Annotated in this window: 19 protein-coding genes; 16 read left to right on the forward strand and 3 right to left on the reverse strand. The window is 40.4% G+C overall.

Annotation, left to right across the window (positions count from 1 at the left end; all coding sequences use genetic code 11):
- Nucleotides 1-7: 7 nt before the first annotated feature.
- From INE92_RS04035 to INE92_RS04075, 9 genes are all read left to right on the forward strand, one after another.
- Nucleotides 8-1,102 (forward strand): glycosyltransferase, encoded by a 1,095-nt coding sequence (locus INE92_RS04035; RefSeq protein ID WP_074708514.1) that lies wholly within the window; start codon nucleotides 8-10, stop codon nucleotides 1,100-1,102.
- Complete coding sequence (locus INE92_RS04040) at nucleotides 1,099-1,659, forward strand: LbetaH domain-containing protein (protein WP_212701961.1); 561 nt, start codon at nucleotides 1,099-1,101, stop codon at nucleotides 1,657-1,659. The genes INE92_RS04035 and INE92_RS04040 overlap by 4 nt, the downstream gene beginning before the upstream one ends.
- A gap of 62 nt (nucleotides 1,660-1,721) precedes the next feature.
- Nucleotides 1,722-2,837 carry a glycosyltransferase family 4 protein gene (locus INE92_RS04045; RefSeq protein WP_074708516.1) on the forward strand — a complete coding sequence of 372 codons (1,116 nt, stop codon included), beginning with the start codon at nucleotides 1,722-1,724 and terminating at the stop codon, nucleotides 2,835-2,837.
- Nucleotides 2,830-3,399 (forward strand): DapH/DapD/GlmU-related protein, encoded by a 570-nt coding sequence (locus INE92_RS04050; RefSeq protein WP_230297196.1) that lies wholly within the window; start codon nucleotides 2,830-2,832, stop codon nucleotides 3,397-3,399. The genes INE92_RS04045 and INE92_RS04050 overlap by 8 nt, the downstream gene beginning before the upstream one ends.
- Before the next feature lie 8 nt (nucleotides 3,400-3,407).
- Nucleotides 3,408-3,887, forward strand: coding sequence for a glycosyltransferase family protein (locus INE92_RS04055; protein WP_004313228.1), 480 nt, complete (start codon nucleotides 3,408-3,410; stop codon nucleotides 3,885-3,887).
- 41 nt (nucleotides 3,888-3,928) lie between these two features.
- Nucleotides 3,929-4,354 carry a glycosyltransferase gene (locus INE92_RS04060; RefSeq protein ID WP_229096967.1) on the forward strand — a complete coding sequence of 142 codons (426 nt, stop codon included), beginning with the start codon at nucleotides 3,929-3,931 and terminating at the stop codon, nucleotides 4,352-4,354.
- A gap of 30 nt (nucleotides 4,355-4,384) precedes the next feature.
- Nucleotides 4,385-5,140 carry a glycosyltransferase family 2 protein gene (locus INE92_RS04065; protein ID WP_008651635.1) on the forward strand — a complete coding sequence of 252 codons (756 nt, stop codon included), beginning with the start codon at nucleotides 4,385-4,387 and terminating at the stop codon, nucleotides 5,138-5,140.
- A gap of 405 nt (nucleotides 5,141-5,545) precedes the next feature.
- Nucleotides 5,546-5,839, forward strand: a complete 294-nt coding sequence (locus tag INE92_RS04070) for a nucleotidyltransferase family protein (protein WP_004311443.1) — start codon at nucleotides 5,546-5,548, stop codon at nucleotides 5,837-5,839.
- Nucleotides 5,832-6,224 carry a HepT-like ribonuclease domain-containing protein gene (locus INE92_RS04075; protein ID WP_008644079.1) on the forward strand — a complete coding sequence of 131 codons (393 nt, stop codon included), beginning with the start codon at nucleotides 5,832-5,834 and terminating at the stop codon, nucleotides 6,222-6,224. Before INE92_RS04070 ends, INE92_RS04075 begins: the two co-directional genes overlap by 8 nt.
- Before the next feature lie 7 nt (nucleotides 6,225-6,231).
- Here INE92_RS04075 and INE92_RS04080 read toward each other — a convergent pair whose 3' ends face one another.
- From INE92_RS04080 to INE92_RS04090, 3 genes are read right to left on the reverse strand one after another with little or no spacing between them, the layout of a single operon-like run.
- Nucleotides 6,232-6,489 carry a hypothetical protein gene (locus tag INE92_RS04080; protein WP_004297510.1) on the reverse strand — a complete coding sequence of 86 codons (258 nt, stop codon included), beginning with the start codon at nucleotides 6,487-6,489 and terminating at the stop codon, nucleotides 6,232-6,234.
- Between the two features lie 3 nt (nucleotides 6,490-6,492).
- A complete protein-coding gene (locus INE92_RS04085) occupies nucleotides 6,493-6,855 on the reverse strand; it encodes a phage holin family protein (protein ID WP_004297511.1) in 363 nt (120 codons plus the stop codon).
- A gap of 32 nt (nucleotides 6,856-6,887) precedes the next feature.
- Nucleotides 6,888-7,097: a YtxH domain-containing protein gene (locus INE92_RS04090; protein WP_004297513.1), complete on the reverse strand. Its 210-nt coding sequence runs from the start codon at nucleotides 7,095-7,097 to the stop codon at nucleotides 6,888-6,890.
- A gap of 200 nt (nucleotides 7,098-7,297) precedes the next feature.
- On the opposite strand from INE92_RS04090, the gene INE92_RS04095 reads away from it, so the two are divergent.
- The 7 genes from INE92_RS04095 (at nucleotide 7,298) to cysN (ending at nucleotide 14,404) form a co-directional block, all read left to right on the forward strand.
- A complete protein-coding gene (locus INE92_RS04095; RefSeq protein WP_009039349.1) occupies nucleotides 7,298-8,068 on the forward strand; it encodes an SDR family oxidoreductase in 771 nt (256 codons plus the stop codon).
- Nucleotides 8,069-8,183: 115 nt separating this feature from the next.
- Nucleotides 8,184-8,678 carry an SPOR domain-containing protein gene (locus INE92_RS04100; RefSeq protein WP_004313235.1) on the forward strand — a complete coding sequence of 165 codons (495 nt, stop codon included), beginning with the start codon at nucleotides 8,184-8,186 and terminating at the stop codon, nucleotides 8,676-8,678.
- Between the two features lie 251 nt (nucleotides 8,679-8,929).
- Complete coding sequence (cysQ, locus tag INE92_RS04105; RefSeq protein WP_195436403.1) at nucleotides 8,930-9,754, forward strand: 3'(2'),5'-bisphosphate nucleotidase CysQ; 825 nt, start codon at nucleotides 8,930-8,932, stop codon at nucleotides 9,752-9,754.
- A gap of 11 nt (nucleotides 9,755-9,765) precedes the next feature.
- Complete coding sequence (locus INE92_RS04110) at nucleotides 9,766-11,319, forward strand: SLC13 family permease (RefSeq protein ID WP_055235434.1); 1,554 nt, start codon at nucleotides 9,766-9,768, stop codon at nucleotides 11,317-11,319.
- A gap of 15 nt (nucleotides 11,320-11,334) precedes the next feature.
- On the forward strand, nucleotides 11,335-11,943 hold the full coding sequence (gene cysC, locus INE92_RS04115) for an adenylyl-sulfate kinase (RefSeq protein ID WP_015531641.1): 609 nt from the start codon (nucleotides 11,335-11,337) through the stop codon (nucleotides 11,941-11,943).
- Nucleotides 11,944-12,019: 76 nt separating this feature from the next.
- Nucleotides 12,020-12,931 carry a sulfate adenylyltransferase subunit CysD gene (cysD, locus tag INE92_RS04120; RefSeq protein ID WP_181981116.1) on the forward strand — a complete coding sequence of 304 codons (912 nt, stop codon included), beginning with the start codon at nucleotides 12,020-12,022 and terminating at the stop codon, nucleotides 12,929-12,931.
- 12 nt (nucleotides 12,932-12,943) lie between these two features.
- Entirely contained in the window at nucleotides 12,944-14,404 is a 1,461-nt protein-coding gene (gene cysN / locus INE92_RS04125) for a sulfate adenylyltransferase subunit CysN (RefSeq protein WP_049702999.1), read from the forward strand.
- The last annotated feature ends 56 nt before the right edge of the window (nucleotides 14,405-14,460 follow it).

The following is a 14,460-nucleotide window of genomic DNA, read 5'->3' on the forward strand; positions in this document are numbered from 1 at the left end:
AAAGTTTATGAAAGTAGTACACTATATTCCTTCTATTGGAAAATCAGGTGGGGGGGTAAGTGCATATTTACAGTTATTATCACATAATTTGGGACAGTTAGTGGAGTTGCATATTGTATGTCATCTCTGTGATAATGAATTGCAACTAACTAATTGCAAAGTGCATTATATAGAGAGCAGCATTAAGCATCCACTAAAGATGAAGCATGAGTTCTGCGCTTTGCTTGATAATTTAAAGCCTGATGTAGTACATGTTAATGGTTGCTGGATGTTACAATGTTCATGGACTGTGTTTTGGGCTAAAGCGAAAGGGTATCCGGTTGCTCTTTCACCGCATGGCATGCTTGAACCTTGGGATATCAAGAAGAATTATTGGATAAAGAAACTGCCTGCATTATTACTATATCAGAAACACAGCATCAAGATAAGTGATGTACTTGTAGCAACAGCAGAGAAAGAGAAAGAGAATCTTTTAGCATTGGGATATAATTCAAATGTAGCTGTTGTCCCCAATGGGGTAATCGTTGATGGTATTGGTTGCAAAGAATCGTGGGAAGAGCGGAAACAAATACTTTTCCTGGCACTTTATCGTAAGAATAAAGGTATTGACATTTTGATGGAAGCTGTAGCTAAAATAAAGCAACAACTTAATGGGTGGAAGATAGTGATAGCAGGTATTGAATCTGATTATACTGTAGTAGAGTTGAATGAAATGGCTATCCGATTAAATATATCAGATATGGTAGATGTTGTAGGCGGATTGTTCGGAGATGATAAGTGGGATGCTTATTGTTCTTCGGATGTGTTTGTACTTCCTACTCTTAATGAGAATTTTGGCATTGTGATAGCAGAATCGTATCTCTGTGGAACACCTGTAATTACTACGAAGGGAGCCCCTTGGTCGATGATTGAGAAGTATAACTGTGGATGGTGGATAGATAGAACTGTGGATGAATTAACTTATGCCATAATTGATTTTGTCCATACTCCTATTGAGAAGCGTAGACTGATGGGCCTGCGAGGTCGTCAATTGGTAAAGGAGCGCTTTGCAAGTGATATTGTTGCAAAGCAAATAGTAGAATTGTATAACTCAATAATATGACAAAAGATTTGATGGAGTTTAAAACTCCATATTCAAAGAGTAATAAATTACGTCGTTTAGTATGGGGCGTAGTTTGGACTTGTTTTGCCCGTCCATTTCCTCGCTCTATGGCGATGGGATGGAAACGTATGCTACTTCGTGCTTTTGGGGCTAAGATCGCGTCTACTGCTGTTGTGTATGCTACTGCTCGGGTATTTCAACCGTGGCTGCTAATAATGGATGATTATGCTTGTTTGGCCGATGGGGTAGACTGTTATAATGCAGCGCCCATTCATATAGGGCGTAATGCTACGGTAAGTCAACGGGCTTTTCTTTGTACTGCAGGGCATAATATTATGGACCCACATCATCATCAAATTGATGCTCCGATTGTAATTGAAGAACAGGCATGGGTATGTGCTGAAGCCTTTGTTATTCAAGGGGTCACGGTAGGTCAGGGAGCTGTATGTGCTGCTCGTGCAGTGGTGATTAAAGATGTTGAACCATGGACTGTGGTTGGAGGAAATCCAGCAAAGTTTATAAAGAAAAGAGTGTTAATAAATGTTAGCGGGGGGTGAACCCTTATCTCTTATTTTATATAATCAGTCGGCTTGATGCTGCATAATATCATTGAGCTGACATGAAAGTAAATATAATAACAGGGCCTTTTGGCTGTCTACCCCCATATGCTATTGGAGCAGTGGAAAAATTATGGTACTCTATCGGTACAGATATGAGAAATAAGGGACATCAAGTCATCTTTATATCTAAGAAACCACTAAAAGAGAGTTCTATGGATGATAATCTTCTTCTGCATGGCTATGAAAGAACTGGATCTTGGGTAAAGGACTTTGTTCTGGATTTTGTTTTTTCAATAAAGGCATTAAGTAAAATGCCTAAATGTGATATGCTTGTGCTTAATTCAATATGGAGCCCTATTCTTTGTCTATTATTTAAATGGAAGTATCGTAGGGCTTTATATAATGTGGCACGATTTCCGAAGAAACAGATGGGGGCGTATTTTGCTATGAGTAGTTTGGCATGTGTGTCAACTGCAGTTTACAATGCATTAATAGAACAGAGTCCGAGTATGAAATCTAGGGCTTGTGTCATACCCAATCCGATTGATACTCATATATTCTGTAATGAACACATGGTAAAAACTCTTTCAGATAGTCCGGAAGTGGTTTATTCTGGCAGAGTACATAAAGAAAAGGGATTGGATATATTAGTAAAAGCAGTGACAAGACTCCATGAGGTGGGGATATCTGTTGGATTACGGATAATTGGTGCAACGAAAATAGAAGACGGAGGTAGTGGTGAAGACTATGTAGATTATTTAGAATCTTTAGTAAGAGGATACAGGATAACATGGGTGGAACCTATTTTCTCACCTAGTTTGTTGGCAAAAGAAATACGTAAAGGTGATATTTTTTGCTATCCTTCTATAGCTGGATTAGGTGAGACATTCGGTGTAGCCCCTCTTGAGGCAATGGGCTTAGGATTGGTTCCTATTGTTTCGAATTTAGATTGTTTTAAGGACTTTATAGTGGATAATGAGAACGGATTGGTCTTTGATCATACTGATGTACGATGTGATGAATTGTTAGCTAATTGTTTAATGCGCTTATTATCAGATGAAAAAATGTATTCAGAAATGTCAGCGAAAGCAATTAAAAAGTCTGCAGGTTTTAGTGTGAGTAGAGTGTCTGATATGTATATGAGTATTTTTAAAAAAGTATTAGGTGGTGAGTGAGCTTTATCGTAAAAATAAGAACCAACGTGATGCGTATTCTAGCCCATGGCCAAAGAAAGAAGCAATCATGATTCGTATATGGGAAGTGGTTTGGACACTTTTTGTAAGGTGGTTGCCAAAACCTTTTTATCGGTGGCATATATTTCTATTGAAACTGTTTGGTGCACATATTAGTGGTCATCCTTTTATTGCACCTACTGCCCGTATATATGCCCCATGGCTTTTAACCGTAGGAGATAGGTCTTGTATAGCGACTCGAAGCGAAATATATAATTTGGGACCTGTTATTATAAAAGAAAGAGTAACCATAGCACAGTATGCTTATATCTGTAATGGATCCCATGACTTATCTGATAATAAATTACCTTTGGTTGTAGGTGATGTGGTTATTGACAATGATGTGTTTATTGGAGCAAGAGCCATAATTCTGCCAGGATTACATCTTTGTCGATATTCGGTTGTTGGTGCTGGCGCAGTACTTACCAAAAATACTACTGATTTTGGCATTTATGCAGGTAATCCTGCAAGATTTATAAAAGAAAGAAATATTTATGGTGAATAATCATTATTATGGTGGCTCTTATGTTGCATAAATCTCCTAAAATCTGTTTAGCTTGTTCGGCAGGCGGGCATTTACGTGAGCTACAATTGGCTATCGGTGCTATTCCCGAGCAATGGGATTGCTATTGGCTTACCTTAAAAACGACATCAACTAAAGCTTTTATGGCAGACAAGGAACATGTATTTTTAGTGAATTTTCAACCAGCAAAGAAATGGACACTGATAGTGAACTGTTTGCAAGCAATATTCTGGGTGCTGGTGAAACGCCCAGATGTAATCATTACTACAGGAGCTGGTGTGACTGTACCTACGGTTTTTTTCGCAAAAAAACTATTGGGGACAAAAGTAATATTTGTTAATTCGGCTGCTGATGTGACACATGCTTCTAAAACTCCCGTATGGATAGAACGGTATAGTGATCTATTTTTGGTCCAATGGGAAGAGATGCGGCAATTATTTCCTAATTCAATTTGTTGTGGTGTTTTATGATTTTTGCTAGTTTAGGTACAATGAACATAGCCTTCAATCGTATGGCAAAAGCCGTGGATGAATGGGCAGCTATAACTAAGGAAGAGGTGATAGTACAAACTGGGTATACAGATTATCCCTACAAACATGCGAAAGCTTTTAAATTTTGTACAAAGGAGCAGATGAAGGGTTATATTTCTAGAGCTGATATATTAATACTTCAAGGTGGCTGGGGAGCAATATCGGAAGCGATGGAATTGAGGAAAAGAATAGTTGTGATACCAAGATATGACAAGGTAGAGCATATCCATGACCAATTTCAATTAATTAGGAAATTGGATACTTTGGGATGTGTGCTAGGGGTATTTGACGAAAGGGAGCTTGCTGCAAAAATGGAACAGGCAAAAACTTTTGAGTTTAAGCAAATAGAGAAAGGAAACGCACAGAAACTGATTGAGAAGAAACTGCAGGAGTGGTTTCCGAGATGACAATAATTAGCGAGTTCAAAATAGAATCTTATGAAAGTATCTATAATAACGTCATGCTTTAATCGTGTGGCGACGATTCGTGGTGCTATAGAGAGTGTCTTGGCGCAGGACTATAATAACATAGAGTTTATTGTTGTAGATGGGGCGAGTACAGATGGTTCGTTAGAGATTATTAGAGAATATGAAGATCGTATATCAACTATTATCAGTGAGCCTGATCATGGTATGTATGAAGCCATCAATAAGGGAATTCGTGTGGCTACAGGTGATGTAATCGGATTGCTACATTCGGATGATTTCTTTTATGATAATGGGGTCATAAGCCGCATTGTGGAACACATGAAGACTACTCGAGCGGATTTTCTGTATGGTGACGGACTTTTTGTGAATCCCGATAATACTGACAAGGTAGTACGTAACTGGATTGGCGGTGATTATCGTTTGTGGAAGGTACGTCATGGCTGGCTTCCATTACATCCTACTTGTTATATTCGCCGCGAGGTAATGATGAGACTAGGTCTTTATAACGAAAGTTATAAGATTGCTGCGGATAGTGAACTGCTGGTGCGTTATCTGATGACGGGCGGACTTTCTGTTACTTATTTGAAAGAGTATGTTGTACGTATGCGTATGGGAGGGCTTTCTACTGATAGTGCTAAGCGTAAGAAAATGTGGGGAGAGGACATTAGAGTGTATTCCTCTCACGGTCTATGGCCTACTCTGACTAAATTAGAGAAGATGGCATGGAAAGTACCACAGTTTGTATTGGCATTATTGAAAGGATAATGGCAATTAAATGAAATTGATCGTTGATTTGTGTTGATCAACTAGCCACTTTCTAAAAATAAACTTCTGAAGATTATTAGCCTATAATATAACGAAATATGTAGGTCCCTAACTTCATGCTACACACATGAATCCCCTACATTCTGCAGGTTGGGAAAAATACAGCGGTATATTCCTGATCTGTCCCCTCATATTGGCAAAATGCTGATATGTATTCTAAATATATCAACTGTCTGTGAAGATCGTTGATATATTGTTTTTTTAATACCATGCTTATTGATTAAAGATAATATTCAGATTTCTAGTTTTGTATAATAGAAAGAATTAGAATATTTTTTATTGATTATCTATTGTGTTTTTGAAAGAAAATGCATTTCTTTGTAATATAGATAAAAGCAATTTATTATGTTGACTACTGTAGAATACTTATCTTTGCTTCGTGAGTATATGCGCAAGAATGCTGCTAAATATGGTATTTCTCGCATGGGGATATTTGGCTCCGTTGCTCGTGGTGAACAACATGAGGGTAGTGATGTCGATATTTGTGTTGAAATTGATAGACCTTCTATCTTTACTTTAGTTCATATTAAAGAAGAATTGGAAAAACTATTGAAATGCCCTGTTGATCTGGTTCGGTTGCGAAATAATATGGATGAATTATTGAGAGGGTGTATCAATAAAGATGGAATTTATGTGTAAAAGTCAGATAATAGAATCATTGCTAAAGAAAATTTTCCAAACGGTGGAAAGGATATTAGCGAACTCGGAAACTATTACTTCCCCTTCTTTTTATTTATTGACTCCATCCGGAATGGAAAGACTAGAGAGTACTTGTATGTTATTAATAGCCATCGGTGAAGGAGTGAAAGGTGTTGATAAATTAACAGATAAAAAGTTATTATCTTTCTATCCAGAGATGGATTGGAAAGGTGTAATGGGAATGAGGGATATAATCGCACATCATTATTTTGATTTAGATGCTGAAATTGTTTATGACGTGATAAAACATGATTTGCCGAAGTTAAAAGATGTGTTGCAACAAATCATAGACGATTTGAAAATATCCAATCAAGCGATTGACTAAATGGTTTTTATCTCAAATTTCTAAAATACGCCCGTATCTTCCGCATAATCTTGATTCCCATCACTACGCCATCAAATACAGCCATACCGGTATTGAACGAACGCATGAGTGCATCCGCCTTGTTGGTTGCCGGAGCAAGTGGGGCAAATATTTCGCGTGTAGTAGCTGTCATGGCTTTTTTTTGGGCATGGATCTCATTTAAAAGCTTCTTTTTACGTTCGGCAATCTCTTCTAATGTAAATTTCTGCGGGGTCTGCGCATTCATAATTTATTTATTTGAATCAGTTAAAAATAAATTAGCGAGGAAGTTCACCATCGGAGAAATGATGAGCTGCTTGCGGAAAATAATAACCAGGGCGATGAGAACAACATTGATGCCTGCTATGATGGCGAAACTCGACATCAGACCGCCCACTAAAGGCTCCAATATATAAGCAAGAGCAAAAAGCAGATAAAACAGGGCAACCATGCCAAGGATAATAAGTACTAATATCATAATTAACGTGGAAAAAAGTATGGTTAACTTCTCCGTCAATTCTAATTTGGTATATTCTTTTTGAAGCTCCAGATATTTCTTGAACTCGAAAAACAACTGCTGAAAATTCTCAATACTTTTATCGTCTGCAAACATGGTCGCTCTGTTTTTAGTCTTTGGTTACTCACTTATTCTGCTATTTCTCCCTTCATCTCGGCAGCGATCTCGTCAACGAGAGTTTCCATTTCACTGCGATTAAGCTTGATTCCTTTTTTACGAAGAATCTCTGCGATTTTATGACGGGTATCTTCTCCCTTTTCAGGAGCAAATAAAATACCAAGGGCTGCACCTACGGCTGCACCACCCAGAAAAGCTGCTAAAACATTCAATCCTTTCATAATGTATAATGTTTAAAATGATTATGATACAACAAATATAACATTTTTATGGAAAGGTTGTTCGTGAAAACTGAAATTTTTTGCTACGTTTTATAATTCTTTTTTTCTTTTATGGTTTAATCTTATTTAACTGACTTTCGTAGCTAACCTTTGAAGGTTAAGGCGTACTTTTGTTTTCGAATATTGTAAATCAAAACATAATGGAAGCTAAGATTGTTTTTATAACTGGCGCCAGTAGCGGAATTGGTGAGGGTTGTGCCCGTAAATTTGCGAGGGAGGGATGGAATCTGATTCTGAATGCCCGTACCGTATCGAAACTGGAAGAACTGAAAGCTGAACTGGAAGGGGCGTATGGTGTCCAGGTTTATATATTGCCTTTTGATGTGCGCGACCGGAAATTGGCTGCCGCCTCTTTGGAATCATTACCCGAAGAATGGAAGGCGATTGATGTGTTGGTGAACAACGCCGGACTGGTGATCGGTGTGGATAAGGAATTCGAGGGTAGCCTGGATGAATGGGATATCATGATCGATACGAATATAAGGGGACTGTTGGCTATGACGCGTTTGGTGGTGCCCGGTATGGTGGAACGCGGACGCGGACATATTATTAATATAGGATCTATTGCGGGGGATGCCGCTTATCCGGGCGGAAGTGTGTATTGCGCAACGAAAGCTGCCGTGAAGGCTCTTTCGGACGGACTCCGGATTGATCTGGTGGATACTCCATTGAGAGTGACGAATGTCAAACCGGGAATGGTGGAGACAAACTTTACAGTGGTGCGTTATCGGGGAGATAAGGAAGCTGCCGATAATTTTTATAAAGGGATTCGTCCGTTGACGGGAGATGACATTGCAGAAACGGTTTATTTTGCCGCGTCGGCTCCTGCACATATTCAGATTGCGGAGGTACTTTTGATGCCTACTTATCAGGCAACAGGCACTATTTCGTATAAGAAGAAGCCGGAATAGACGTTTTTTTGACGGATTTCTTTGCCGGATGATAAAATTTCTATTATTTTGTTGCCCGAAACTAAATATAATAGACGAGAATATTGAATTATTAATTAAAACAGAGTATAGGATTATGAAAAAATTAGTCGTATTAGGAATGGGAGTATGCTTGGTGCTAGCATTTGCATCTTGTAAATCCAGCGAAAGTGCCTATAAGAAAGCTTACGAAAAAGCGAAACAGCAAGAATTGGCAGAACCGCAGGTGGAAGCTCCGGTAGAAGTAACTCCGGTGGTTGCAGCTCCTGTGACAACTACTAAAGTGGCAGATACATCCGGCGTTCGTCAGGAAAAGGTTACAGTGGTTTCCGGCAACGAAGGGTTGAAAGATTATAGTATCGTAGCAGGTAGCTTTGGTGTGAAAGCGAATGCTGAAGGCCTGAAAGATTGGTTGGATGGACAAGGATATCACTCTACGATTGCATTTAATGCTGACAAGGCAATGTATCGCGTTATCGTGAATTCATTTGCTGATAAGGCTGCTGCTGCTGAAGCTCGCGACGCATTCAAGGCTAAATATCCGAACCGTTCGGATTTCCAGGGTGCTTGGTTGCTGTATCGCGTATATTGATTTCTTTTTGGTAATATATATTGGAAAGAACGAACGTTTTTTTCCGAATAAGAAGGCGGTAACTGGGAAGTTACTGCTTTTTTATTGAAAATGAGTGACTTCTTCGTTTAGATATTTTTATCTTTCTACTAAAAGAAGTTATAAATGATAGGAGGGAAACTTTTATAGCAAAGAAAGTTTTTACTTTTGTCAATTCTTAATTTGGAGAATGTATTGCCTGAATGTGAATAGGGCATTAATTTAGAGATTGAATGGAACAAAAATATGTAATGGCTGCTATCGACGCGGCTTTAAAAGCAGGTGAAAAGATTCTTTCTATTTATAATGATCCGGCATCGGACTTTGAAATAGAAAGGAAGGCTGATAACTCTCCGCTAACTATAGCAGACAGAAAAGCGCATGAAGCAATTGTGGCTATTCTGAATGATACTCCTTTTCCTGTTCTTAGTGAAGAAGGGAAGCATTTAGGGTATGAGACTCGACGTGAGTGGGATACTTTATGGATTGTAGATCCGCTGGATGGAACGAAGGAGTTTATCAAGCGTAATGGAGAATTTACGGTAAATATCGCTTTGGTGCAGAACTCTGTGCCTGTGTTCGGTGTTATTTATGTGCCTGTGAAAAAAGAACTTTATTTCGGGATTGAAGGTGCAGGAGCTTATAAATGTTCCGGTATTGTCAGTTTGGAAGGTGACGGCGTGGCATTGGAAGAACTGATCGGAAAATCAGAACGGTTACCTTTGAAGGAAGTGCACGATCATCTGATTGTGGTTGCTTCACGTTCGCACCTGTCGCCTGAAACAGAATCATATATTGCAGATTTAAAGAAGAAACACGGCAGTGTGGAGTTGATTTCGAGTGGAAGTTCTATTAAAATCTGTCTGGTTGCTGAAGGAAAGGCTGATGTATATCCGCGTTTCGCTCCGACGATGGAGTGGGATACGGCTGCAGGGCATGCGATAGCCCGTGCCGCAGGGATGGAAGTATATCAGGCTGGAAAGGAAGAACCTCTACGATATAACAAGGAGGATTTATTGAATCCGTGGTTTGTTGTTGAGCCAAAAAGAGAACACTAAATAATGTTTATATGACATTTGAAATTGTATTTGTACTATTATCCCTATTAGGAATGGTAGCGGCTTTGGTAGCAGACAAGATGCGTCCGGGCATGATACTTTTTTCGGTAGTGGTTTTGTTTCTGTGTGCCGGCATTCTGACTCCTAAGGAGATGCTGGAAGGGTTTAGTAATAAAGGGATGATTACCGTTGCTCTGCTGTTTTTGGTGAGTGAAGGTATTCGTCAGTCGGGTACACTGGGACAAGTGATTAAGAAGTTGCTTCCGCAGGGAAAGACAACGGTGTTTAAAGCACAGTTGCGTATCTTGCCTTCGGTGGCTTTTATTTCTGCCTTTCTGAATAATACGCCTGTCGTGGTTATTTTTGCCCCGATTATCAAGCATTGGGCTAAATCGGTGAATCTCCCGGCTACGAAGTTCCTGATTCCTCTTTCTTATGTGACTATTTTGGGAGGTATCTGTACGTTGATTGGTACTTCTACCAATCTGGTGGTGCACGGAATGATATTGGAGGCCGGATTTGAGGGCTTTTCTATGTTCGAACTCGGAAAGGTGGGAATATTCATCGCTATTGCCGGAATTATTTATATATTTCTTTTTTCCAAGCGTCTTTTGCCGGATGCGCGTCCGGACACGGCTGTGCCGGATGAAGAAGTAGAAGAGGGGGAGAAGTTGCATCGGGTAGAGGCTGTTTTGGGGGCTCGTTTTCCCGGTATCAATAAAAAACTGAAGGATTTTAATTTCCAACGTCATTACGGTGCGGAGGTAAAAGAGATTAAAACACGTAACGGACAACGTTTTGTGTCGAATCTGGAGGATGTGGTACTTCACGAAGGAGATACGCTGGTGGTGATGGCTGATGATACATTTATTCCGACATGGGGTGAATCTTCTGTGTTTGTCTTGTTGACGAACGGAAATGAACCGGATACTACCGGAAAGAAAAAGCGGTGGTTTGCTTTGTTATTGTTGGTTCTGATGATTGTCGGCGCAACGGTAGGTGAACTTCCGGTAACAAAGGAGATGTTTCCGGATATCAAGTTGGATATGTTTTTCTTTGTGTCTATCACTACTATTATTATGGCATGGACAAATCTGTTCCCTGCTCGTAAATACACTAAATATATTTCGTGGGATATATTGATTACGATTGCCTGTGCGTTTGCTATCAGTAAGGCAATGGTGAACTCCGGCGTGGCAGATAGCGTTGCGAAGTTTATTATCGGATTGAGTGATGATTATGGTCCGCACGTGTTGCTCGCGATGTTGTTTATCATTACGAATCTGTTTACGGAACTGATAACGAATAATGCTGCGGCTGCCTTGGCTTTCCCGCTGGCATTGTCGATTGCTTCACAATTGGGAGTAAGCCCGACGCCCTTCTTTGTGGTGATTTGTATGGCTGCGTCTGCCAGCTTCTCAACGCCTATCGGTTATCAAACGAATCTGATTGTGCAAGGTATCGGTAACTATAAGTTTACGGATTTTGTACGTATCGGTTTGCCGCTTAATATTATAACTTTCTTAATATCTATTATCCTGATCCCATTGATCTGGAACTTTTAATAAATAAATCTGTAAATGGAAGAAAAGAACCATATATATCCGATATTTGACCGCATGATGACGCGGCAGGATAAAGAAGAACTTTTAGGGCAACACAGTGTGATGATCTGGTTTACCGGATTGAGCGGCTCCGGAAAGAGCACGATTGCTATTGCATTGGAACGTGAACTCCATAAGCGTGGATTGCTTTGCCGTATCTTGGATGGGGATAATATCCGTAGTGGAATTAATAATAACCTGGGATTTTCCGAAACGGACCGGGTGGAAAATATTCGTCGTATAGCTGAAGTGTCTAAGCTGTTTTTGGATAGTGGCATCATTACGATTGCTGCATTTATCAGCCCTAATAATGATATTCGCGAAATGGCTGCGAATATTATCGGTAAGGATGATTTTCTGGAAGTTTTCGTTAGCACTCCGCTGGAGGAGTGTGAGAAACGTGATGTGAAAGGCTTATATGCGAAGGCACGGAAAGGGGAGATTCAGAATTTTACAGGAATTTCCGCACCATTCGAGGTTCCGGAACATCCGGCTTTGTCACTGGATACTTCCAAATTGACTTTGGAGGAATCGGTGAACCGTTTGTTGGAGCTTGTTTTGCCAAAAGTGAAGAGTATAAAATGAAGAATGAGGAATTAGGGATGAAGAATTAGTATGCGGTTATCAGCAAATTCATAATTCGTAATTCATAATTTTTAAAATAATGGAAGAATATAAATTAAGCCACTTGAAGGAACTCGAAGCCGAGTCTATTCATATCATCCGCGAGGTGGCGGCGGAATTTGAGAATCCGGTGATGCTTTACAGTATCGGAAAGGATTCTTCGGTGATGGTACGCTTGGCTGAAAAAGCGTTTTATCCGGGTAAAGTGCCATTCCCATTGATGCACATCGACTCGAAATGGAAATTCAAGGAGATGATTCAGTTCCGTGATGAATATGCGAAGAAGTACGGATGGAATCTGATCGTGGAAAGTAATATGGAGGCTTTTCATGCAGGGGTAGGACCTTTTACGCATGGAAGTAAAGTGCATACAGACTTGATGAAGACGCAGGCATTGCTTCATGCGCTGGATAAATATAAGTTTGATGCTGCATTTGGTGGGGCCCGCCGCGATGAGGAAAAGTCACGCGCGAAGGAACGTATTTTCTCTTTCCGGGATAAATTTCATCAATGGGACCCGAAAAATCAGCGTCCTGAATTGTGGGATATTTATAATGCCCGTGTGCACAAGGGGGAAAGTATCCGTGTATTCCCGATTAGTAACTGGACAGAGTTGGATATCTGGCAGTATATTCGTCTGGAGAATATTCCGATTGTTCCGCTTTATTATGCTAAGGAACGTCCGGTGATTAATTTGGATGGTAATATCATTATGGCAGATGATGAGCGTTTGCCTGAAAAGTACCGGGATCAGATTGAAATGAAGATGGTGCGTTTCCGTACGTTGGGCTGCTGGCCTCTGACTGGGGCGGTGGAAAGCGGAGCTGCTACAATCGAAGAGATTGTGGAAGAAATGATGACTACCACCAAGAGTGAACGTACTACCCGTGTGATTGACTTTGACCAGGAGGGTAGTATGGAACAAAAGAAACGTGAAGGATACTTTTAATTGTAACTAGTAATGGCAGATAATAAATTAGATATAAAAGCTTTTCTGGACAAGGATGAACAGAAAGACTTATTGAGACTGTTGACTGCAGGTTCGGTGGATGACGGAAAATCAACATTGATCGGACGCTTGTTGTTTGACAGTAAGAAATTGTATGAAGATCAACTGGATGCACTGGAACGTGATAGTAAACGTGTAGGAAATGCAGGTGAGCATATTGACTATGCGTTATTGCTGGATGGTTTGAAGGCTGAACGTGAACAGGGAATTACAATTGATGTGGCTTATCGCTATTTTTCTACTAATGGACGTAAGTTTATCATCGCGGATACTCCGGGGCACGAACAGTACACCCGTAACATGATTACCGGCGGATCTACGGCTAACCTGGCTATCATTTTGGTGGATGCCCGCACGGGAGTGATTACCCAGACTCGTCGTCACACTTTTCTGGTGTCTTTGCTGGGGATCAAGCATGTGGTATTGGCTGTCAACAAGATGGACTTGGTGGACTTCTCGGAAGAGCGTTTTAATGAGATTGTGGCTGACTATAAGAAGTTTGTTACTCCGTTGGGTATTCCGGACGTAAACTGCATTCCTCTTTCTGCATTGGATGGGGATAATGTGGTGGATAAGTCAGAACGTACTCCGTGGTACAAGGGAATTTCTTTGCTCGATTTCCTTGAAACGGTTCATATCGACAATGACCACAACTTTACGGATTTCCGTTTCCCGGTTCAGTATGTGCTTCGTCCGAATCTGGACTTCAGAGGATTCTGCGGTAAAGTGGCATCGGGGATTGTTCGCAAAGGCGATACAGTGATGGCACTTCCTTCCGGAAAAACTTCTAAGGTGAAGAGCATCGTGACTTATGACGGAGAGTTGGATTATGCCTTCCCACCGCAGTCTGTGACTTTGACGCTGGAAGATGAAATTGACGTGTCACGTGGTGAAATGTTGGTGCATCCTGACAATCTGCCGACTGTGGATCGTAATTTTGAAGCGATGATGGTTTGGATGGATGAAGAACCGATGGATATTAATAAATCGTTCTTTATTAAACAGACTACCAATTTGAGCCGTACGCGCATCGATACAATAAAGTACAAGGTGGATGTGAATACAATGGAACATCTGTCTCTGGAGAATGGTCAGTTGACCAAAGAGACTTTGCCTTTGCAATTGAATCAGATTGCCCGCGTGGTATTGACTACGGCTAAAGAGCTGTTCTTTGATCCTTATAAGAAAAATAAATCGTGCGGTTCCTTTATCTTGATCGATCCGATCACCAATAATACTTCAGCGGTAGGTATGATTATCGACCGGGTGGAAATGAAAGATATGAGCGACACGGAAGATGTGCCGGTATTGGATATGACGAAGCTGGGAATTGCTCCGGAGCATTATGAAGCAGTAGAAAAAGCAGTGAAGGAGTTGGAACGCCAGGGCTTGGCCGTACGACTAATAAAATAGATTGTTAAACAATAATTTGGAAGTTGGAAATGATGGTTTTACTGTCATTTCTAATT

The sequence above is a fragment of the Bacteroides xylanisolvens genome, from assembly GCF_018289135.1.
In the GTDB taxonomy this organism is placed as follows: domain Bacteria; phylum Bacteroidota; class Bacteroidia; order Bacteroidales; family Bacteroidaceae; genus Bacteroides; species Bacteroides xylanisolvens.

What these genes read in the sequence shown, in the direction of transcription:
- INE92_RS04035 (WP_074708514.1), top strand. Translation starts at nt 8, where the DNA reads ATGAAAGTAGTACACTATATTCCTTCTATTGGAAAATCAGGTGGGGGG.
- INE92_RS04040 (WP_212701961.1), top strand. Translation starts at nt 1,099, where the DNA reads ATGACAAAAGATTTGATGGAGTTTAAAACTCCATATTCAAAGAGTAAT.
- INE92_RS04045 (WP_074708516.1), top strand. Translation starts at nt 1,722, where the DNA reads ATGAAAGTAAATATAATAACAGGGCCTTTTGGCTGTCTACCCCCATAT.
- INE92_RS04055 (WP_004313228.1), top strand. Translation starts at nt 3,408, where the DNA reads ATGGTGGCTCTTATGTTGCATAAATCTCCTAAAATCTGTTTAGCTTGT.
- INE92_RS04060 (WP_229096967.1), top strand. Translation starts at nt 3,929, where the DNA reads ATGGCAAAAGCCGTGGATGAATGGGCAGCTATAACTAAGGAAGAGGTG.
- INE92_RS04065 (WP_008651635.1), top strand. Translation starts at nt 4,385, where the DNA reads ATGAAAGTATCTATAATAACGTCATGCTTTAATCGTGTGGCGACGATT.
- INE92_RS04070 (WP_004311443.1), top strand. Translation starts at nt 5,546, where the DNA reads ATGTTGACTACTGTAGAATACTTATCTTTGCTTCGTGAGTATATGCGC.
- INE92_RS04075 (WP_008644079.1), top strand. Translation starts at nt 5,832, where the DNA reads ATGTGTAAAAGTCAGATAATAGAATCATTGCTAAAGAAAATTTTCCAA.
- INE92_RS04080 (WP_004297510.1), bottom strand. Translation starts at nt 6,489, where the DNA reads ATGAATGCGCAGACCCCGCAGAAATTTACATTAGAAGAGATTGCCGAA.
- INE92_RS04085 (WP_004297511.1), bottom strand. Translation starts at nt 6,855, where the DNA reads ATGTTTGCAGACGATAAAAGTATTGAGAATTTTCAGCAGTTGTTTTTC.
- INE92_RS04090 (WP_004297513.1), bottom strand. Translation starts at nt 7,097, where the DNA reads ATGAAAGGATTGAATGTTTTAGCAGCTTTTCTGGGTGGTGCAGCCGTA.
- INE92_RS04095 (WP_009039349.1), top strand. Translation starts at nt 7,298, where the DNA reads ATGGAAGCTAAGATTGTTTTTATAACTGGCGCCAGTAGCGGAATTGGT.
- INE92_RS04100 (WP_004313235.1), top strand. Translation starts at nt 8,184, where the DNA reads ATGAAAAAATTAGTCGTATTAGGAATGGGAGTATGCTTGGTGCTAGCA.
- cysQ (WP_195436403.1), top strand. Translation starts at nt 8,930, where the DNA reads ATGGAACAAAAATATGTAATGGCTGCTATCGACGCGGCTTTAAAAGCA.
- INE92_RS04110 (WP_055235434.1), top strand. Translation starts at nt 9,766, where the DNA reads ATGACATTTGAAATTGTATTTGTACTATTATCCCTATTAGGAATGGTA.
- cysC (WP_015531641.1), top strand. Translation starts at nt 11,335, where the DNA reads ATGGAAGAAAAGAACCATATATATCCGATATTTGACCGCATGATGACG.
- cysN (WP_049702999.1), top strand. Translation starts at nt 12,944, where the DNA reads ATGGCAGATAATAAATTAGATATAAAAGCTTTTCTGGACAAGGATGAA.